We start from the raw sequence: 19,684 nt of genomic DNA, 5'->3' as shown, positions 1-19,684 counted from the left end.
CATGCCCATCAGGCCGCGCACCGGGTGTTGGACAGGGTGGAGAAATAGACGTCCTCCAGCCCGCCCTCCACGAGGTCGAAGCCGTCGCCGGGGTCCTGGTCGGCCAGGACGTGGATCACCGTGCGGCCGGCCAGCAGGCGGGTGGAGATCACCTGGTGGCGGGCCTTGGCCGCCTCGAGCTCGGCCTTGTCGATGACCTTCTTCCAGATGCGGCCCGACAGCTGGCGGACCAGGTCGGCGGGCGCGCCTTCCTTGACGATGCGGCCGTCGCAGATGATCGCCATGGCCGGGCAAAGGTCGGAGACGTCCTCAACGATGTGGGTCGACAGGATCACGACCACGTTCTCGCCGATCTCGGCCAGCAGGTTCAGGAAGCGGTTGCGCTCCTCCGGGTCGAGACCGGCGGTGGGCTCGTCGACGATGATCAGGCGCGGGTCGCCGATCAGGGCCTGGGCGATGCCGAACCGCTGGCGCATGCCGCCCGAGAAGCCGGCGATGGCCTTCTTGCGCACGTTCCACAGATTGACCTGGTTGAGCAGGCTCTCGACGACGTCCTTGCGCTCCCTGGTCCCGGCGATCCCCTTCAGCACCGCCATGTGGTCCAGCATGTCGTAGGCCGAGACGCGCGGATAGACGCCGAAGTCCTGCGGCAGGTAGCCCAGGATGCGGCGCAGCTGGTCGGGCGACTTGAGCACGTCGATGTCGCCGAAGCGGATATGGCCCGAGGTCGGCGACTGCAGGGTGGCCACGGTGCGCATCAGGGTCGACTTGCCCGCGCCGTTCGGGCCCAGCAGGCCGTACATGCCGCGGGGGATCGTCAGGTTGACCTCATCGAGGGCCTTCACGCCGTTGGCGTAGACGTGAGTCAGGTTCTCGATGATCAGCATCGTCGGTCGCAAGCCCCTTCGACGTCGGCATGGCGGGTTTTCGCCACAATTGCCCGACCGTCATGCCTTGTCGCCGCCGGTCGGGGCAAGTGAAAGAACGTTTAGACGGATGTGATCGCCAGCGTGTTGCACGATCATGTCCTCACGAAGGTGACTTTTGGCGAAGCGGGTTTGGGTCTAATCAGGCGCCATGACGACCTTCGCCTTTTCCCCGCCCGCCCAACCCACGGTTCCGGTCGACGGCGGCGACTCCGTCTTTCCGGTGCGCCGGATCCTCTGCGTCGGCCGCAACTACGCCGCCCACGCCCGCGAAATGGGCGCCGACCAGCGCGATCCGCCGTTCTTCTTCGCCAAGCCCGCCGACGCCATCGTCCTGGGCGACAAGGTCCCCTACCCGGTCGCCACCCACGAGCTGCATCACGAGATCGAACTGGTGGTCGCCCTGAAGTCGGGCGGCGCCAACATCGCGGTGGAAGAGGCCATGGGCCACGTGTTCGGCTACGCCGTGGGCGTCGACTTGACCCGGCGCGACCTGCAAGCCGCCGCCAAGACCAAGAGCCATCCCTGGGACGCGGCCAAGGGCTTCGACGCCAGCGCCCCGATCAGCGCCATTGTCCCGGCCGAGCGGGCCAGGCCGGACGGCGCGATCACCCTGTCGGTCAACGGCCAGCTTCGCCAGAGCGGCCAGGTCGCCGCCATGATCTGGACCGTTCCCGAGATCATCGCCGAGGCCTCCAAGCTGTGGACCCTGGCGGCCGGCGACCTGATCTTCACCGGCACCCCCGAGGGCGTGGGCGCCCTGGGCCGGGGCGACCGGGTCGAGGGCGCCGTCGAGGGCGTCGGCAAGCTCGCCTTCACCGTCGTCTGAGGCGGGCCATGCAGCTCACCCTCCACAGCGCCTGGCGGTCCAGCGCCGCCTACCGGGTGCGGATCGGCCTGAACCTCAAGGGCCTGGCCTATGACATCGCGCCGGTGAACCTGGTCGCCAACCAGCATCAGGCGCCAGCCTTCGCCGCCCTGAACCCGCAACGGCTTTTACCCGCCCTTGAAGTGGGCGGCAGGACCCTGACCCAGAGCCTGGCGATCCTGGAGTGGCTGGACGAGACCGTTCCGCAGCCCGCCCTGCTGCCGGCCGATCCGTTCGACCGCGCCGTCGTGCGGTCGATGGCCCAGATCGTCGCCAGCGACATCCATCCGGTGAACAACCTGCGCATCCTGCGCGCCCTGACCGACCTGGGCGTCGACGAGCCGGGCCGCGAGGCCTGGATCGGGCGCTGGATCACCGACGGCTTCAGCGCCCTGGAGACGCTGGTCGCCCGCCACGGCGGCGACTACGCCTTCGGCGACACGCCGACCCTGGCCGATTGCTGCCTGGTCCCGCAGGTCTACAACGCCGAGCGCTTCAGGACCGACCTGGCGCCGTTCCCCGCCATCCGCGCGGTCGCCGAGCGCGCCCGTGCGCACCCGGCCTTCGCGGCCGCCCACCCCAACCAACAGCCGGACGCCATCCATGCTTGAAGACCTGAAAAGCAACAACCTGGCCTGGTCGCTGCGCAAGACCGAGGCCGACCCCCAGTTCTTCAAACGCCTGGAGGGCCAGCAGAGCCCGGAATATCTGTGGATCGGCTGCAGCGACAGCCGGGTGCCGGCCAACGAGATCGTCGGCCTGGACCCGGGCGAGCTGTTCGTTCACCGCAACGTCGCCAACCTGGCCCCGCCGCAGGACGCCAACTACCTGTCGGTGCTGCAGTTCGCGGTCGACGTGATCAAGGTCAAGCACGTGATGGTCGTGGGCCACTATGGCTGCGGCGGCGTGGCGGCGGCCATCGACGGCCAGCGGCGCGGCCTGGTCGACCACTGGCTGCACCCGATCCGCGAGGTCCATGCCGAGCACAAGCACGAACTGGACGCCCTGCCGACCCAGAAGGACAAGCTCAACCGCCTGTGCGAGCTGAACGTCATCCGCCAGGTGCGCAACGTCGCCTCCGACGTCTTCGTCCAAGACGCCTGGGCGCGCGGCCAACCGCTGTCGGTCCACGGCTGGGTCTATGCGCTGGGCAACGGCCTGGTCACGGACCTGAACGTCGGGATCTCCAGCCTGGAAGACTACGAGCGGGTCGCCAGCGGGGCAGGCTGAGGCGACGTGGGCAGCGCCTATTCGGTCGGCCGGATCACCGCGTTCATGCGCGCGGCGATCGTCTCTGCGGTCTCCTTCATAAGGGCGGTGCGCATCGTCAGATCCGCCTGACCACGCCGTCGCAAGGTCAGTTGCGGCAGGATGATTGGCGGCGGCTGATAGCCCGTGCCCCCTCGAAAGGGCGTGTCATTCACATATTGCGCCGCCAGGGCTTCCTTGGCGTCGTCCCTTGAGACCCGCCGACGCGAAAACAGGAAGTTGAACACGAAAGTGTCTTCAACGACCGCGATGGCGACCCCGCCCGTAAGCGCCACGCCCAGGGCGACGACACCGGCCGCCGTCACGAAAATCAGCGCCAGGCCCGTTGCGACCGCGTAGTCCGAGGGATGGCGCTCGCGAACGCCGTACGCGACCGAAACGGCCACATAGGCCCAAAGACAGGCGCCCAATCCCAGAACGCCGCCGACCCAGGCCGAGACCTTGGCGAGGGAATATTGGGCGATGACGGTCTCGGGGCGCGGCCTCATGCGGGAAAAGAGGGGCGGCGCCCAGCCAAGGTCAAGGCCCGAACGCCTCGTCCGGAAGACTTTCGGACGCAGTTGGACCGGGAGCCTCCACCCGGAACACCTTCCCCGTCGCCGGCTCGCGGATCAGGTCCACGCGGGCGCCGTCCCAGTGGTAGTCCAGATGCCGGCCCTGGACGGCGTTCGCGGCCAGATCCGGGTAGAACAGCCCCACGCACCAGCCGCCCCGGTGGCGCTGACTGGGATAGACCACGCCTTCCGAACCGGCGGCGCGAAGCCTCGCGCCCAAGGCCTGGCCCGGCCGGTAGTCGTCGGGATCGAGCGCCGGCGCGAACGCCGGGTCGCCGCCGCGCAGGTCGTGCAGCGCGGCCCGCACGTCCAGCAGGATCTCGCGGAACTGCGAGGTCCAGCCCGGCGCCTGGGCGGTGGCGGCCATGAACCGGGCGTGGTGGTGGATGGTCTCGGACAGGGCGACCTCGAAGCGGTCGGCGACATACAGCACCCCGAACGCCCCGGCGCTGAACCGGCTGGGCCGGTCGGGGCTGACGTGGGTGAACGGCGCCATCAGATAGCTGGCCCCCGCCCCGGCCACCCGCCGGTCCTGCGGCACCAGGTCGAGGTTGCCGATGGTCTCCATCAGGCGCGGATTGGTCTTCTGCTCGGCCGCGATCAGCAGCGGCCAGTCGGCCGGGTCGGCGATGTCCTCGAACAGGTCGATCGGCGGCCAGGCGCTGCGGATGATCCGGACCGCGCCGCGCCAGACGATCGGCGCGCGCGGGATGGCCGAAAGGTCGATCACCAGGCCCCGCGCTCGGCGTCCAGGTAGCGGCGCACCCGCATCAGGTCGGTCAGTTCGCCGCCCAGCATCACCTGCAGGGCCGATCGCCCGCCGAACGCGGTGTTGGCCGCCTTGATCCAGGCGTAGCCGCGCTGGGGCTCCTGGAAGATCAGCCGCAGGGCCTTGTGGATCCCCATCAGGTTCGACAGCCGCGCCCTGCCGTCGCGGTCGACCCGCCCGATCTCGCCGGCCTTCCAGCGGCGGTAGGACCGGACCGGCATGTCCAGCAGCACGGCGGCCTCCTCGTCGGTGACGCCCCACAGCTTCAGCAGGTTGACCGCGGCGCGGAACATGGCCGCCGCCTCCTCGTCCGAGATCGGCTCGGCGGCGAAGGCCTTGGGCTCGGTGTCGACCAGGGTGACCAGGGACATGCGGAATACCTCTCTGGCCGAATATAGTTCATACGCTGCCAAATGGCAACTTTCAGCCGGTCGGCGCCTTAATCCGCACCCGCGCCGAGGCCGCCCGGCCCTGGCTGTCCACGACCTTCAACCGGTAGAAGCCCGGCGCGGCGGGCCGCCAGATCACCTTGCCGCTGACCGGGTCGACCGACAGGGGCGCGCCGGCCACGTACCAGGTCAGGTCCTCGCCGCCGGCCGCCATGACCAGGCCGCGCGCGCCGGGGCCGACGCTGTCGACCTGCACCGTCGCGCCGTCGGGCGGAAAGATCAGCCGCGGGCCTTCGGACACCTGTTGCAGCCGTTGCAGCGCGCCGGGGGCGGCCTTGGGGGCGATGGCGCGGGGGGCGAGGGTCGGGGCGTCGATCACGTCGGCGACGTCGAACAGCAGCGGCAGGGCCGCGTCGCGGCCGGTCAGGCCGCCGCGGGCCCCGCCGTCCGCCCGGCCGGTCCAGACGATGATCGCATAGCCGCCGACCACCCCGGCCGCCACCGCGTCGCGGAAGCCGTACGAGGTGCCGGTCTTGAAGGCCATGGCCGGTCCGCCGCGGGTCAGGGCCGAGGGCGCGCGGCCGCGCGGCGCGGGGGCCTCGCGCAGGATGTCCAGCACCTGGGCCGCGGCCTCGGGGCGGACGATGCGGGTCCCGCCCATGTGCTCGCGCGACTTCGCCTCGGCCTCGGTGAAGGCCAGGGGCTTGGCGACCCCGCCGTCGCCGAGGGCGGCGTAGAGCACGGCCATGTCGCGCGGCGTGATCCCCGCCCCGCCCAAGGCCAGGGCCAGGCCCGAGGCCTTGATCGCCGTCTTCGGCCGCACCAGCCGCACGCCGCTGCTCTCCAGCCGCGCCGCGAACGCGTCGGGGCCGATCTTCTCCAGGGTGGCGACGGCCGGCACGTTCAGCGAATAGGCCAGGGCCTCGCGGGCGGTGACCTTGTCGTGGAACACGTGGTCGAAGTTCTCGGGCTGGTAGTCGGCGAAGCGGGTGGCGGCGTCGTCGATCTGGGTATCGGGGGCCAGGGCGCCGTCGTCGAAGGCGAAGGCGTAGATGAACGGCTTCAGGGCCGAGCCGGGCGAGCGGATGGCGCGGGTCAGGTCGATCCAGCCGCCAGGCCGCTCGCGCCCGGCCGAGCCGACCAGGGCCCGCACGGCGCGGCCCTTGATCTGGACCACCAGGATGGCGGCGGTGACGTCCGGGCCCTGGGCTGCGGCGACGGCGGCGGCCATCGGCTCCAGCCGCGTCTGCAGGTCGGCGTCGATCGTCGAGACCACGCTGGGCTGGCCGGGCGGCGCGGCCAGGGCCAGCTCGCCGGCCGCGTGCCAGGCCAGGGTCGGGAACGGAGCCCGGCGGGGGATCGGCTCGGCGTCGGCCTCTGACGCGGCGGCCTCGGTCAGCACCCGCGCTCTCACCATCTTGTCCAGCACGGCGCGGCGGGCGGCGCGGGCCGCTTCGGGCCGGCGATCCGGGCGACGGGCCTCGGGCGACTGCGGCAGGGCGATCAGCAGCGCCTGCTCGCCATCGGTCAGGCTGGTCGGCTCATGCCCGAAATAGGCCAGGCTGGCGGCCCGCACGCCTTCCAGGTTGCCGCCATAGGGGGCCAGGGTCAGGTAGAGCGCCAAGATCTGCTGCTTGGTCAGTCGCGCCTCCAGCTGGGCGGCGCGGACCATCTCGACCAGCTTCGAGCCGAGATTGCGCGGCCGGGGCTCCAGCAGGCGGGCGGTCTGCATGGTCAGGGTCGAGGCCCCCGAGGTGGCCCGGCCATGGACCGCCGCCGAGCCGACCGCCCGGACCAGGGCCAGCGGATCGACGCCGAGGTGGCCGTAGAACCGCGCGTCCTCGACCGCGATCAGTCGCTTCTGGAAGGTGGGATCGGTGCGCTGGAGGTCCGCCCGCACCCGCCAGCGCCCGTCCTCGACCGGCAGGGCCCGCAGCCAGGCGCCGCGATGGTCCAGCACCACGGGCGACGAGCGTTTCGCCCGCGCCATGTCCGGCGGGAAGGCGGCGCTGAGGGCGAACAGCAGCACCTGGACGGCGACGAAGGCGACGAGGACGCGGGTGAGGCGGGGGATCGTGGTCATGTTCGCTACGGCCGACTCACCTTGCCCCCTACGGGTCGCTTCGCGACCGTCTTCCCCCGGAGGGGGAAGAGCCTCAAGCCCGAAGGCTCCGCCCCCCAATGGGGGCGGACAGGCGGCGAAGCCGCCAGGTGGGGCAAGTCAGAACACCCCTATTGCCCCGCCGCCACCGTGATCCGTCCCGCTTCCGACCGTGCGTTCAGGCTCGGCCGGTACATGTCCTTGGCGATCGCCCCAGGCAGGAAGAACTCGCCCGGCGTCACGGCCCGCGCCACATAGGCCATGGCGAACGGCTTCTCGCCACCCAGGTCCAGCGCGGCGATGTAACGGTCGTCGCGGCTCTCCTGGACATCCGGGTTGGTCAGCTCGCCCAGGAACTTGAACGGCCCGTTCTGGGCGTCGTCGGCGCCCAGGGTGGTCTCGATCTCGAAGCCGGCCGGCAGGGCGTCGTCGACCACCAGGGCGGTCGAGCGGGCCTGCATCGAGCGGCCGGACACCAGCACGATCACCCGGTCGCCCTGGTGGATCTGGGCTGGGTCGATCGCCCCGCCGTTCATCGAGAACAGGCGCTTGGACACCGAGATCCCGTTGGCCTCGGCCCCCGGGGCGGCGACCGGCGTGCCGCGCACGCTGACCGTCCTCCACAGGGCGCCCTTGCCGTTGTTGACGAAGCGGGCGTCCGCCAGCTTGCCCACCGCCCAGCGCGGGGCGCCGCCGGCCGGCGGCAAGGCGGTCACGCCCTGGGCGTCGATGGTCATCGGCCCGGCCGCCTTCAGCAGCTGGTAGGCCGCCGACAGCACCGCCGCCTGCTCCTGGGTGTTCAGGGCGTCGGGATCCTTGACCACGTTCTCCAAGCGGCCCTGCAGCTGGCGGGCGATGTCGCCCTGGCCGGCCTGGACCGCCAGGGCGGTGACCGCGGCGACGTCGCGCAGCGGGCTCTGGTACCAGTCGGCGTCGTCGCGCCAGCCCAGCGAGCGGACCGCCTGGCGCATGGCCGAGCGGGCCCGGGCCTGGTCGCCCATCAGGGCCAGGCCGGCCGCCACCTGGGCCTTGGCCAGGGGCTGGTCCTCGTCCTTCATCTGCACGTCGTGCCACCAGCGCAGCCGCGCCAGGTCGCCGCGTCCGGCCTTGGCCATCACATAGAGGGCGTAGGCGCTGGCCCGGCGACGCATGCGCTCGGTGGCCTTCTTGGAGTCGTCGGGCGTGCGGCCCCACCATTCGGGATATTCCAGGCGATAGGACACCGAGCTCCAGCCGTCGGGACGGCTGATCTGGCGCATGGCGTTCAGCGCCTTGTCCATCGCCTCGTCCGGCACGGCGATCCCCTGGGCCTTGGCGTCGACCAGGAAGTCGGTGGCGTAGGCGCCCAGCCAGGCGTCGGCCTCGCCGTCGCCCACCCGCCACAGGCCGAAGGCCCCGTCCAGGGTCTGGCGATCCAGCAGCTTGCCCACCGCCCCGGCCAGGATGGCCGGATTGCGCTTGAGCTTGGGATCGCTGGAGACGCCCTGGGCGTACAGCAGCGGATAGGCGGTCGAGACCAGCTGCTCGGTGCAGCCGTACGGGTAACGCTGCAGGGCCACGGCGATCGCCGAGGGGTCGAAGCCCCGGAACGGCGAGTAGCTGACCTGCAGGGTGATGTCGCCGGCCGCCAGGCCCGACAGCAGCTGGGCGCTGGGCGTGTAGCTCATGCCCGGCTGCTGCAGTTCGGTCGTCGTGCGCACCACGTCGCCCCAGCCCAGGCGGGTCTGGATCGGATAGTCCTTGGCCGTCTGGAAGCCGAGGCCGGACACCTTGAAGCCGACCTTGCCGATCCCGGTCACGGTCGGGGCCAGGAAAGGGATCTTCTCGGCGATCCGCTGGCCCAGGACCAGGGTGATCACCTTCCTGAAGGCCACGGCGATGCCGTTGGTGGCGTTGGCCTCGACCGTATAGGCCCCGGCCTTGCCCTCCACATTGTGCAGCTCCAGCGTCGCCATCGGCTTGTCGCCGGGGGCCAGGAAGCGCGGCAGGTTGAGGTCGGCCACCACCGGCTGGCGCACGGTCATGGCCTTGGAGCCCGAGCCGACGGCGTTGTCGGTCCAAGCCACGGCCATGATCCTAAGCTCGCCGTTGAAGTCGGCTGCGGGAAGCTTGACCACCGCCTTGCCGTCCATCCCCGTCTCGACGATCCCCGACCACAAAGCCACGGTCTTGATCGGCGTCACCGTCAGGCCCTCGCCGCCCAGCTCGTCGGCGCCGAAATTGACATTGGCCGGCGCGCCCATGTTGGGATCCAGCAGGCGGCCGTAGTCGTCGCGATAGTTCAGGGTCAGGGCCCGCTTGCCGAAATACCACTTGGCCGGATCGGGGCTGTCCTGGCGGGTCAGGCGCAGGATGCCTTCGTCGACGGCGGCGATGGTGACCTTGGCCTTCTGGCCGAAGCCCAGGCCCTGGACCTTGATCGGCACGTCGACCGGGGCCTTGCTGTCCAGCTTCACCGGCGTGCCGATGTCGACCGTCAGCTTGCGGCCCTTGGGCTCCAGCGGCACGTAGATCAAGCCCAGGGCCCGCTTGGGCTTGGGCGAGCTGACCGGGTCGCGCGGCTGGATCACGGTGACCATCACATAGGCCCCGCCGCCCCAGGCGGCCGAGGTCTTCAGGCGCACGGTCGTGCCGTTCTCGCCGACGCTCAGCGTCTTGAAGTCGATCAGCCGGTCGGTGGCCACCGCCACCTGGGCTTGGCCGGCATAGGGCGACTTCAGGGTGATCTCCACCGTGTCGCCCTGGGCGTAGGCCTTGGTCCCGGCGCTGACCCGCACGAAGTCGGGCGCCTCGCCTTCCTTGGCCGGCGAACCCCAGCCCGACGAGAACTTGGTCACGGACTTGGCGCCGTCCGGCCCTTCGACCACCAGGCGGTAGTCGCCCCAGCCCAGGCGGCGGTTGAAGCGCGCGGGGGCGCCGGCGCCGATATTGACCGTGGCCTTGGCCACGACCGCGTCGCGGCTGGTGCGCCGCCACTGCCAGCGGCCGTCTTGCTGGAACCAGTCGTAGTTCCAGTTCTCGCTGATCAGGGTGTAGGTCGCCGTCGACGAAATCCGCGCCCCGGCGGCGTTGACCGCGATCATCTCCAGGCTGACCGGCGGATCGCCGTTCCCGGCGTCGCCCTGCTCAACCTTGACGCCATAGTACACGGGCTTGCCGCGCACCTTCAGCTCCAGGCCCTCGCGCACGGGACGGCCGCCCGGCTCGAACACCGAGGCCGTCACCGCCGCCACCAGCGGCTGGGCGGTGTCGCCGGCTTCGCCCGTTCCCAGGTTCAGCATGGCGTGGCCGTCGCCGTCGGTGACGGTCGTGCCCAGCTCGATGAACTTCTCGTCGAAGGGCGCCAGGTCGTCGCCCCACTCATAGCCCTTGTACTGCGGGAAGGGGTCGGTGTCGGTGCGCAGTCGCGCCTCGCCCTGGGTCTGCAGGCCCGCGCCCGGCGCGCCGTAGAGGAAGCGGGCCGAGACGTCGATCTTGCGCTCCTGGCCGGCCGCGACCGGCACGGACTCCTGGCCCGTAGCGGTGACCGCCAGTCGTTGCGGGGCGAAGTCCTCGACGCTGAAGCTGAACGACCCGGCCTCGGCGTCGGACCCTTCCATCTTCAGCACCGCCGTCCAGCGGCCGCGCGGAGCACTCCGGGGGAGTGCGATGTCGGCCAGCACCGCGCCGGCGTCGGCGCGGCTGAAGTTGTAGCGCTTGAACTCCACGCCCGAGGGCCGCTTGACGAGAATGTAGCCCTTGCGGTCGTTGACCGCCTTGGCCAGGCGATCGCGGACCATGGCCGTCAGGTGCACGGTCTCGCCGGGGCGGTAGATGCCGCGATCGGCGTAGAGATAGCCGTCGATGTCGCTGCTGAGCGCCCGGCCGCCGTCGGACTCGGTGCGGCCGCCGACGCCCTGCTTGGACAGGTCGACCGGCGAGCGATCCAGGTCCAGCACCGCCAGGTCGCCCTGGTCGCCATAGGCCATGACCATCTTGGCCCGCGCCGCCCCGTCGCCCTCGAGCAGGGCGTGGGCGAAGTGCGCCCGGCCGTCGGCGTCGGTCTTGGCCACCGCCAGGTCCTCGCCGTCCTTGGCCACCAGGGCCACGCGCACGCCGGCCACGGTCTTGGCGCTCTTCAGCGAGCGGACCACCACGTCCAGGGATTCGGCCCCGTCGTAGCCGATCAAGGCCATGTCGGTGAACATGATCCAGCGGCGAGCCTGGGCCGGGGTGGGGTCGCCCTCGCCGGTCGGGTCGCGGCCGCCCGAGGCGTCGCGCGCCTTGATCACATAGCCGCCGGGCTTCATTTCCTTCAGCACCGCGCCCAGCGGGAAGACGGTCGTAGCCTTCTGGCCCGCCGCGCCCTGCACGTCGATCACGCCCTTCCAGACCTGGCGGCCTTCGTCGTCGGGGCTGTCATCGCCATAGTCGCTGGCGTAGTCGCCTTCGCCGGTCGGGTCGGGGGCGCCGATCGACTTGCGCACCAGATTGCGGTCCGACACCCGCCAGACCTCGATGGCCAGTTTGGAGACGTTCATGGTCTCCAGGGCCACGCCGTCGGACTCCTCGCGCGGCAGGATCACGCCGTCGCCGGCGAAGCCGACATAGGGCGGCTTCTCGCCAAAGGTGAAGTCGACGTCGGCGTTGGCGGCCAGGGTCTCGCCGCCTCGACCGGGCAGGCCCTTGAGCAGGGTGACGCGGTGGTCGGTGAAGCCGACGCCGCCGATGCACAGCTCGTCGTCCTTGACCCGCACGGCCGGCTGTCGGCCCAGGTCCGGCGAGATCAGCACGAAGTCGGCATAGGCCTTGGACGGGTCCAGCGGCTTGCTCATCTGGACACAGGCCATCGGCTCGGCGCCGGAACTGTCGATGCGGCTGCGCCAGACGGCGAAGCCTTCCGGCTTGGGGATACCGCGCCGCGGGGCGCCGGCCGAGCGGGGCTTGCCGAACAGCGACCAGGCCTGGCCCTTGGGGGCCTCGGCCGTCGCCGCCTTGTGGCCGAACCAGCCGAAATCGGCGACCTTGCCGACCGCGAAACCGCCGCCGAAGCCGGCCACCAGGGCGGCTGCGCCGACCGCGACCAGCGGCGACTTCAGCCCGGCCGGGATCCCGGCCTTGAAGGCCGCCCAGCGGGACGTCTTGGGCTCATGGCCGCCTTGCGGCGGCGTCTCGTCCGTCGACATCCCTGCCTCCCCAACCTTAGCGTGTCGGGGGGACTTGAACCTAAGCCGGGGAAGGGGTCAACGGGGTCTAGGCGTCGAACGCCACCACGCCGCTGGCCAGGTCGTAGGTGGCCGAGACGATCTTCAGCCGGCCTTCGCTCAGCTTTTCGGCCAGGGTCCCGTCGGCCACCCTCAGGCGGGCGGCGACGTCGCGGACATTCTGATGGATCGCCGCGTCCTGCAGGTCGGCCGGGTGGGTCTCCTGCGCCTCCAGCACCGCGGGGATGATCGGCAGCACCATGTTCAAAAGCGAGCCGTGCAGTTCGCTGTGCTTGGTGGCCACGTCCACCGCCGCGCCGACCGCGCCGCACTTGCTGTGGCCCAGGACGACGACCAGCGGCGCGCCCAGGTGCTCGACGGCGTAGACGATCGAGCCGAGGCCCTCCTGGCTGACGGTCGAGCCGGCCACGCGGACCACGAACAGCTCACCCAGATTGCAGTCGAAGACCAGTTCCGGACCGACGCGGCTGTCGCTGCAGCCGACGATCACCGCGAACGGCTTCTGGCCCTTGGACAGCTCGGCGATGCGGACCATGGTCGGCAGGACGATGCTGGCGCCGCCGCGCGCGAAGATGGCGTTGCCCTGCTTGAGGCGGCCCAGCGCCTCGTCGGGGCTGACCAGCTGGGGCGGATGCACCTCGGCCGGCTCGACCGCATCGGGCGCTTCCAGCGGCTTGACCTGGGCCAGGGCCTTGTCCAGCGCGGCCTTGTCGGTGGGCTGGGACTTCAGGGCCCGGCGCGTGCGCCGGCCCTTGCGGGTCAGGATCGATGGCGTGGCGGGATCGTTGCCCTCGGCCCAGGCCAGGGCCGGCGCGGCGAGGCCGGACGCCAGGGCGCCCAGCAGCAGACGTCTCGAAACCATCTCATCCCCCGACGAGTGCAACGCGGTGGCCTACAGTCCTGCCAGGGGAAGGTTAATCCCGCCGCAACGGCGGGCTCGCCTCAAAGCGGCAATTCGACACGCTTGACCACCGTGCGCAGGGCGATCGACGAGCTGACCCGCACCACGCCCGGGATCCGCGTCAGCTCCTGGGCGTGCACCCGCTCCAGGTCGTCGACGTCGGCCACCACCAGCCGCAGCAGATAGTCCGAGCCGCCGGTCATCAGGTAGCACTCGGCCACCTCGCGGACATTGGCGATGGCCTTCTCGAAGACGCTGAGCGTCGCCTCGGCCTGGGACGACAGGGTGACGGTGACGAAGACGCTGAGCGGCAGGCCCACCGCCCGCTCGTCGATCACCGCGGCGTAGCGCCCGATCACCCCGGTTTCTTCCAACGCCTTCACCCGGCGCAGGCAGGCGGATTCGGAAAGATTCACCGCCTCGGCCATTTCCACATAGCTGGCCCGGCCTCGCCTCTGGAGCAGGTTCAGCAGCTTCCGGTCGAAGGCGTCGAGGTTGGCCGCAGGTTTCTTCACCGAAAGGGCTCCATCGTGATGGGATCCTGCATACCACGGTTACGGGCGCATGAAACTCCCCGGGAACCTGCGTTCACCCAGGCGTAAACCAGCGTCAAAGACCTTTTGGAGGAGACGATCATGCGCGTTGGAGTGCCTTCCGAGATCAAACCGGGCGAACACCGCGTCGGCCTGACCCCTACCGCCGTGCGCGAGTATGTGGGCCATGGCCACGCGGTGCTGGTCCAGGCCGGCGCGGGCCTGGGGGCCGGCTATGGCGACGACCTCTACGTCAAGGCCGGCGCGACCATCGCGCCCGACGCCGACGCGGTGTTCGCGGGCGCCGAGCTGATCATCAAGGTCAAGGAACCGCAGAAGGTCGAGTGGGAGCGCCTGACGCCCCGCCACATCCTGTTCACCTACCTCCACCTGGCGCCCGACCCCGCCCAGACCGAGGGCCTGCTGGCCTCGGGCTGCGCGGCCATCGCCTACGAGACCGTCACCGACGCGCGCGGCGGCCTGCCGCTGCTGGCTCCGATGTCGGAAGTGGCCGGCCGCATCGCGGTGTTCAGCGCCGCCGAGACCCTGCTCAAGCATAATGGCGGCATGGGCCTGCTGCTGTGCGGCGTGCCCGGCGTGCCCCCGGCCCGGGTGGCGGTGCTGGGCGGCGGCGTGGTCGGCTCCAACGCCGCCCGCATGGCCGCCGGCCTCGGCGCCGAGGTCGTGGTGCTGGAGCGCTCGATCCCCCGGATGCGCGAGCTGGACGACCTGTACCAGGGCCGCATCCTGACCCGCTATTCGACGATCGCCGCCGTCGAGGACGAGATCCTCAAGGCCGACGTGATCATCGGCGCGGTGCTGACCGCCGGGGCCGCCGCGCCCAAGCTGGTCAAGCGCGAGCACCTGGCCAAGATGAAGCCCGGCTCGGTGCTGGTCGACGTGTCGATCGACCAGGGCGGCTGTTTCGAGACCAGCCACCCGACCACCCACGCCGAGCCGACCTACACGGTCGACGGCGTCGTCCACTACTGCGTGGCCAACATGCCGGGCGCGGCGCCGCGCACCTCGTCGGAAGCCCTGGGCAACGCCACCCTGCCCTTCGGCCTGGCCCTGGCCGACCACGGCCTGGACGCGCTGAAGAGCAACGTCCACCTGGCCAAGGGCCTCAACGTCCTGGCGGGCGAACTGACCCACCCGGCCGTGGCCGAGGCGCTGGGCAAGACGTCGGTGGACCCGTATGGGGCTTGGAAGTAGCGCCCTGCGCCCTTCGAGGCCCACTGCGTGGGCGCCTCAGGATGAGGAGCGATTTACTGCTTTCCTCATCCTGAGGTGCGAGGTGCAGCCGAGCCTCGAAGGACGCAAGGCCTAGGCCGCGAACCGGCCCAGGTCTTGGTGGCTCTCCACCAGGTCCAGCACGTCGTGCATCGAAAAGCCTGGGTCGGCCGGATACAGCGCGTCGTAGATCGAGCGGGCGAAGGCCAGGTCGGCCGGGGTCTTGACCCGCCAGTCGTAGTGCGACCAGTCGCGATGGGCCTTCAGGTGGGCCTGCCGGAAACGATCGGGCCGCTCGCGGATGGCGGCGGTCGGCGAGATCATGGCCAGGGGGTCGCGAACCTCGGCGGCGGCGACGCGCAGCGCCTCGACGGTGACCACCTCGACCTCCAGCCCGGCCGGAAAGGTGCGCTCCACACGGTTGGAGGTGTAGGCCGCGCCGGTGGCCTGGGCCAGGCGGACGGCCTCGTCGATCACGGCCGGATCGACGAACGGCGCGTCGCCCTTGACGCGAACGATGTGGCTGACCGGCCCGGCGGCCTCGGCGCAGCGGGCGATGCGGTCGAGGATGTCGCTGCCCGCGCCGCGGTGCACGGCGTAGCCGCGCGACACCACCAGGCCGGCCAGGCCGTCGTCGGCGGGGTCGCTGCTGGTGGCGACGATGATCTTGGTCAGGCGCCGGGCGCCGCGCAGCCGTTCCAGCTGGCGCAGGATCATCGGCTGGCCCTGGAGGGTGGCGACGGCCTTGCCGGGCAGACGCTTGGAGCCCATGCGGGCCTGGACGACGGCGAGGATCATGGCGTTCGGCTCCCTCTTTTGCTTCTCAGCGCTTTCTCCGAGGCTGAGCCTTATTTCGTCCCGATGTCAGGCGACCCAACGTCGCGGGTCCAGGGCCACCGGATCGTCGATGGCCATGTCGTCCCAGTCGAGGTCGGGCGGCGGGCTGGAGGCGGCGGCGACCACGGCCGACAGCTCGGCGGCCGAGGTGACGCCCACCAGGACGGCGCTGGCCTCGACGCGCGACAGGGCGAAGCCGAGGGCGGCCTGCAGCGGATCGGACCGGCCCTCGGCGATCATTCGCCGCACCTTCGACAGGCGGCCCGAGGCCCCCTTCAGCTGGGCGGGCACGCGGTCGGGCGGCAGGAACAGCAGGCCGTTCAGGAAGATCGAGCGCAGCTGCACCTCGATCCCCATGCCAGCGATGCGCTGCAGCGAGCCGTCGGCCAGCAGGCGCTGGTCCAGCAGGCTGGCCGGCGCTTGCAGGATGTCGGGCTTGAAGCGGCGGGCGACGCCGACGGGATCGTCGCTGGCGTGCGCGGCGACGCCCACCTTGGCGAACAGCCCCTCGTCGCGCAGCCGGGCCAGGCGGTCCCAGACGGCCGCGCCGTGCGGGCCGAACAGTTCGGCGGGCGAGGGGACGATGATGGCGTCGGCGCGTTCCACGGCCAGGCGGCGCAGGCTGGCGCGGGCCTCGGCCTCGACGAAGTCCGGGCCGCGGTCGGCGCGGGCGGCCGACAGGGTGACGCGGAACGGCACGGGACGCGGGATCAGGTCGCCCAGCACCTGCTCGGCGCGGCCATAGTTGCCCGACACGTCCAGCACCGACAGGCGGGCGCGGGCGGCGATGGCGAGAATGTCACGGGCTTCGGTTTCGGGCGAACGGGCGCGCGGCGACGCGCTCATGCCGTCCAGTCCGAACTGGGCGGCGGCGAGACCGAGCTTGGAAACCGAAAGCGACATGGAAATCCGTGCGGATGGAACACCAGTGTCGACGAGCCTAGGCCCAAAGGACTGAAGAAGGCGTTTCTGGAAACTTGCCGAGGGGTTAACATCGCCGGCGATGAAGCTTCCCGATCCCCCGCTCAACCAGGCCTCCGAAATCGCCGGAGACTGGCCGCTGCACGGCCTGGCCGAGGACATGCGGCCCGCCCTGGCCCAGGCCCTGGCGCGCGGCGCGGCGGGCCTGGCGACGATCATTTCGCTCGGCGAGGGCGGCCCGCGTCCAGTCGGCGCCCAGATGGTGTTCGGCATGGAAAGCCGGGCCGGGTTCCTGTCGGGCGGCTGCATCGAGGCCGATGTCGAGGCCCACGCCCGGGCCTGCATGGCCGACGGGCGGCCCCGGCGCCTGGTCTATGGCGAGGGCAGCCCCTGGCCCGACATCCGCCTGCTGTGCGGGGCGCGGATCGAGATCCTGGTCGAGCGCCTCGCCTCCGACGACGATGCGGCGCGGGCGCTGCTGGCCCTGGCCGAGGCGCGCGAGCCGGCGGCTTGGATCAGCGACGGCGAGCGACGGCTCTGCGCCCCGGCGTCGGACCCCGCCCCTACTTGGCCCGGCGCCTTTTCGCGGCGATTCGATCCGCCGCCGCGACTGGTGGTGTTCGGCGGCGATCCCACCGCCCTGGCCGTGGCCAGCCTCGGGGCCCAGTCCGGGTTTTCGACCACCCTGGTGCGTCCCAAGGGCCCGATCGCGCCGCCGCCCCTGGCCGGCGTTGCCTATCGCCGCGACGACGTGGCCGGCGCCGTGGCGGCGGTCGGGCTGGACGCCTGGACGGCGGTGGCGGTCTGCGGTCATGACGAGGAGGTCGACCACGAGGCCCTGCTGGCCGCCCTGCCCTCGGCCGCGTCCTATGTCGGCCTGCTGGGCGCCCGGCGGCGGCTGGGCGCGCGGCTGGACCGCCTGCGCGCCGCCGGCGTCGCCGAGACCGACCTCCAGAAGCTGCGCGCCCCGATCGGCCTCGACCTCGGCGGCAAGGCGCCGTTTGAGGTGGCCGTGGCGATCATCGGCGAGATCATGGCCAGCCGCCACGGCCAGCCGGCCCTGGCGCGACGGCCGGTCTCCACCCCCGATGGGGACGGACAGGCGGCGAAGCCGCCAGGTGGGGGCAAGTCTTAGCGGGCATCGTGTTGCGGGCACGGCTTCTCGACCTCGGGCTTGCGCGGCGAGCTGATGGGGAGGCGCGGAGCGGTCCGGGTCCAACCCGGATGACCGTGATGATGTGTGTGCGTTTCGGCTAGCCTAACGCTCAATCACCTCAGTGGCAGACGGCTGCTCGACCAGGGCCATCCGCATTACGTGCACTTCCGACGCCATTCCGAGAAAGGCTACGCTTGGAATTACACTGCCCTCGAACGACAGTATGAACAAATCCCAATAACCTTGGGAGTTCATCGCGGACCAGAACCAGCCGATCTTGCCCCCAATACAATCAGCTAGCTGTTCGACATCGATCCAGAGGCCCCCACCGGGTTCTGCAACATTGGTCAGCGCGACGATCAACTCGTCAGTGTCCCTGTTTACGGTGATGTGTAGACCGAGGGTCTCGCCCATCACGACCATTTCCCACCAAATGGGCCTCGGATCGTCCGCCTCGATCTTAGCCTTGATGCGGCAGGTCGATTGTCCGTGGAGATCGTCGTAACGGTCGAAATCAAACCGCACGATGCCCTGGGCGCGAGGAAGTTCATCAGAGTTCATGGAAGGCTCCAGCCGGGGTGTTTCATAGTCCACAACACGGGCCGTTTCCCCACCCCGAACAGACCTTTGGCCCGTCCGCTGTCCGGCATGGCGATAAAGGACCGGTTTTAGGCGCGGACCTCGTTTCCGCACCCGCCCCTGAGCGATGGGGTGGACGCCCCCCGACGGCATCGATGTGCCAAAGTGGAGGTGTTGAAAACACCACTGCAAAGGAGGCGTCCGTGGAAGAAGTTATCACAATCGGGCTCGACTTGGCCAAGTCGGTCTTCCAGGCGCATGGCGCTGATCGGGCCGGCGGCGTGGTCTTCCGCAAGAAGCTGCGACGAGAACAACTGCTGGCGTTCTTCGCCGGCCAGCCACGCTGCCTGGTGGCGATGGAGGCCTGCGCCAGCGCCCACTACTGGGCCCGTGAGATCGGCGCTTTGGGCCATGAGATCCGCCTGATCCCACCGGCCTATGTGAAGCCGTTCGTGAAGCGGCAGAAGAACGACATGGCCGACGCAGAAGCCATCTGCGAGGCGGCGCAACGGCCGACGATGCGGTTCGTCACGCCCAAGAGCGCGCAGGCCCAAGGCTCGGCCGTGGTGTTTCGCACCCGCGATCTGCTGGTCAGGCAGCGCACCCAGCTGATCAATGCGCTGCGGGGGCATCTGGCCGAGTTCGGCTTCGTGGTCCGGCAAGGTGCGGCGCACGCTGCCAGGCTGATCGATGTGGTCGACGACCCCAGCACCGATCTGCCCGCCCAGGCGCGGCCGGTGCTGGCTGTCATCGTCCAGAGCCTCCGAGCCCTACAGGGCCAGATCGCTCAACTGGATGCTGAGATCGCCATACGGGCCAAGCGCGATCCGGTCGCCAGGCGGCTGATGACCATCCCTGGCATTGGACCCGTCGTGGCCACCGCGTTGGTGGCGCTGGCGCCGGCCGCCAGCACCTTCAGGCGCGGGCGTGACTTCGCCGCCTGGGTGGGCCTCACGCCACGCCAGCATTCCAGCGGCGGCAAGGAGCGATTGGGGCGGACCAGCAAGATGGGCGAGCGCAGTCTGCGACGGCTGCTGATCCTGGGCGCCAGCTCCGCGGCCAGGGTCTCCGGCCGCGATCGTGCACCTGCCAATCCATGGCTGGAGAGCATGCTGGCCCGAAAGCCACGGATGCTGGTCACCATCGCATTGGCCAACAAGATGGCGAGGATCGTCTGGGCGCTGATGGCGCACGGAGGAACCTACAGAGCTCCGGCCATGGCGGTCTAACCGCCAGGGTCTGAGGGCGTCGGAGAGGCGAAGGTCAGACGAGAGGTATGGCGCAACGGTCAGAAGACGGGGTCGGGAAAACCAGTGAAAATGTCCGAGCGCCTCGAGCGCGCCTGAGCGGTCTGGACCCGATCCGCGATCTCCATACAGGCCAGCGGCGTGTGAACAGCCGCATCAACAGGCCGGACACACGGAAGCACCTGAACCGACAGCGT

Annotated in this window: 17 protein-coding genes; 6 read left to right on the top strand and 11 right to left on the bottom strand. The window is 70.5% G+C overall.

Annotation, left to right across the window (positions count from 1 at the left end; genetic code table 11):
- Positions 1-8: 8 nt before the first annotated feature.
- Complete coding sequence (locus G3M57_RS00415) at positions 9-887, bottom strand: ABC transporter ATP-binding protein (protein WP_056758047.1); 879 nt, start codon at positions 885-887, stop codon at positions 9-11.
- 190 nt (positions 888-1,077) lie between these two features.
- Here G3M57_RS00415 and G3M57_RS00410 point away from each other — a divergent pair, with 190 nt between their 5' ends.
- Genes G3M57_RS00410 through G3M57_RS00400 form a run of 3 tightly spaced genes read left to right on the top strand, consistent with a single transcriptional unit; the run spans position 1,078 to position 3,024 of the window.
- Positions 1,078-1,755 carry a fumarylacetoacetate hydrolase family protein gene (locus tag G3M57_RS00410; protein ID WP_163228349.1) on the top strand — a complete coding sequence of 226 codons (678 nt, stop codon included), beginning with the start codon at positions 1,078-1,080 and terminating at the stop codon, positions 1,753-1,755.
- 8 nt (positions 1,756-1,763) lie between these two features.
- The gene (gene maiA / locus G3M57_RS00405) at positions 1,764-2,405 is read left to right on the top strand and encodes a maleylacetoacetate isomerase (protein ID WP_163228348.1); all 642 of its coding nucleotides are present in this window, start codon (positions 1,764-1,766) and stop codon (positions 2,403-2,405) included.
- Positions 2,398-3,024, top strand: a complete 627-nt coding sequence (locus G3M57_RS00400; RefSeq protein WP_056758054.1) for a carbonic anhydrase — start codon at positions 2,398-2,400, stop codon at positions 3,022-3,024. The genes maiA and G3M57_RS00400 overlap by 8 nt, the downstream gene beginning before the upstream one ends.
- 17 nt (positions 3,025-3,041) lie before the next feature.
- Here the strand turns inward: G3M57_RS00400 and G3M57_RS00395 are convergent, their stop codons facing one another.
- From G3M57_RS00395 to G3M57_RS00365, 7 genes are all read right to left on the bottom strand, one after another.
- On the bottom strand, positions 3,042-3,449 hold the full coding sequence (locus G3M57_RS00395) for a hypothetical protein (RefSeq protein ID WP_163228347.1): 408 nt from the start codon (positions 3,447-3,449) through the stop codon (positions 3,042-3,044).
- Positions 3,450-3,582: 133 nt separating this feature from the next.
- On the bottom strand, positions 3,583-4,347 hold the full coding sequence (locus G3M57_RS00390; protein WP_163228346.1) for an RES family NAD+ phosphorylase: 765 nt from the start codon (positions 4,345-4,347) through the stop codon (positions 3,583-3,585).
- Entirely contained in the window at positions 4,344-4,757 is a 414-nt protein-coding gene (locus tag G3M57_RS00385) for an MbcA/ParS/Xre antitoxin family protein (RefSeq protein WP_056758067.1), read from the bottom strand. The genes G3M57_RS00390 and G3M57_RS00385 overlap by 4 nt, the downstream gene beginning before the upstream one ends.
- A gap of 52 nt (positions 4,758-4,809) precedes the next feature.
- The gene (gene pbpC, locus G3M57_RS00380) at positions 4,810-6,858 is read right to left on the bottom strand and encodes a penicillin-binding protein 1C (protein ID WP_056758071.1); all 2,049 of its coding nucleotides are present in this window, start codon (positions 6,856-6,858) and stop codon (positions 4,810-4,812) included.
- A gap of 149 nt (positions 6,859-7,007) precedes the next feature.
- The gene (locus G3M57_RS00375; RefSeq protein ID WP_163228345.1) at positions 7,008-12,041 is read right to left on the bottom strand and encodes an alpha-2-macroglobulin family protein; all 5,034 of its coding nucleotides are present in this window, start codon (positions 12,039-12,041) and stop codon (positions 7,008-7,010) included.
- Positions 12,042-12,108: 67 nt separating this feature from the next.
- Positions 12,109-12,942, bottom strand: coding sequence for a carbonic anhydrase (locus tag G3M57_RS00370; RefSeq protein WP_163228344.1), 834 nt, complete (start codon positions 12,940-12,942; stop codon positions 12,109-12,111).
- Positions 12,943-13,022: 80 nt separating this feature from the next.
- On the bottom strand, positions 13,023-13,496 hold the full coding sequence (locus G3M57_RS00365) for an Lrp/AsnC family transcriptional regulator (protein ID WP_056758081.1): 474 nt from the start codon (positions 13,494-13,496) through the stop codon (positions 13,023-13,025).
- A gap of 120 nt (positions 13,497-13,616) precedes the next feature.
- Here G3M57_RS00365 and ald point away from each other — a divergent pair, with 120 nt between their 5' ends.
- Positions 13,617-14,729, top strand: a complete 1,113-nt coding sequence (ald, locus tag G3M57_RS00360) for an alanine dehydrogenase (RefSeq protein ID WP_056758102.1) — start codon at positions 13,617-13,619, stop codon at positions 14,727-14,729.
- A gap of 111 nt (positions 14,730-14,840) precedes the next feature.
- Here the strand turns inward: ald and G3M57_RS00355 are convergent, their stop codons facing one another.
- Both G3M57_RS00355 and G3M57_RS00350 read right to left on the bottom strand, forming a co-directional pair.
- On the bottom strand, positions 14,841-15,545 hold the full coding sequence (locus G3M57_RS00355; RefSeq protein ID WP_056758084.1) for a glycosyltransferase family protein: 705 nt from the start codon (positions 15,543-15,545) through the stop codon (positions 14,841-14,843).
- A gap of 66 nt (positions 15,546-15,611) precedes the next feature.
- A complete protein-coding gene (locus tag G3M57_RS00350; protein ID WP_056758088.1) occupies positions 15,612-16,487 on the bottom strand; it encodes a bifunctional regulator KidO in 876 nt (291 codons plus the stop codon).
- Between the two features lie 100 nt (positions 16,488-16,587).
- On the opposite strand from G3M57_RS00350, the gene G3M57_RS00345 reads away from it, so the two are divergent.
- Positions 16,588-17,640 carry an XdhC family protein gene (locus G3M57_RS00345; protein WP_056758091.1) on the top strand — a complete coding sequence of 351 codons (1,053 nt, stop codon included), beginning with the start codon at positions 16,588-16,590 and terminating at the stop codon, positions 17,638-17,640.
- Between the two features lie 123 nt (positions 17,641-17,763).
- On the opposite strand, the gene G3M57_RS00340 is transcribed toward G3M57_RS00345, so the two are convergent.
- Positions 17,764-18,222: a DUF6334 family protein gene (locus tag G3M57_RS00340; protein ID WP_056758094.1), complete on the bottom strand. Its 459-nt coding sequence runs from the start codon at positions 18,220-18,222 to the stop codon at positions 17,764-17,766.
- A gap of 221 nt (positions 18,223-18,443) precedes the next feature.
- Between G3M57_RS00340 and G3M57_RS00335 the strand changes: the two genes are divergently transcribed.
- The gene (locus tag G3M57_RS00335; protein WP_163228343.1) at positions 18,444-19,469 is read left to right on the top strand and encodes an IS110 family RNA-guided transposase; all 1,026 of its coding nucleotides are present in this window, start codon (positions 18,444-18,446) and stop codon (positions 19,467-19,469) included.
- The last annotated feature ends 215 nt before the right edge of the window (positions 19,470-19,684 follow it).

The organism is Caulobacter rhizosphaerae (assembly GCF_010977555.1).
Classification (GTDB): Bacteria; Pseudomonadota; Alphaproteobacteria; order Caulobacterales; family Caulobacteraceae; genus Caulobacter; species Caulobacter rhizosphaerae.
The sequence above is the reverse complement of the archived record's forward strand: the minus strand, read 5'-3'. Positions and strand labels throughout refer to the sequence as shown.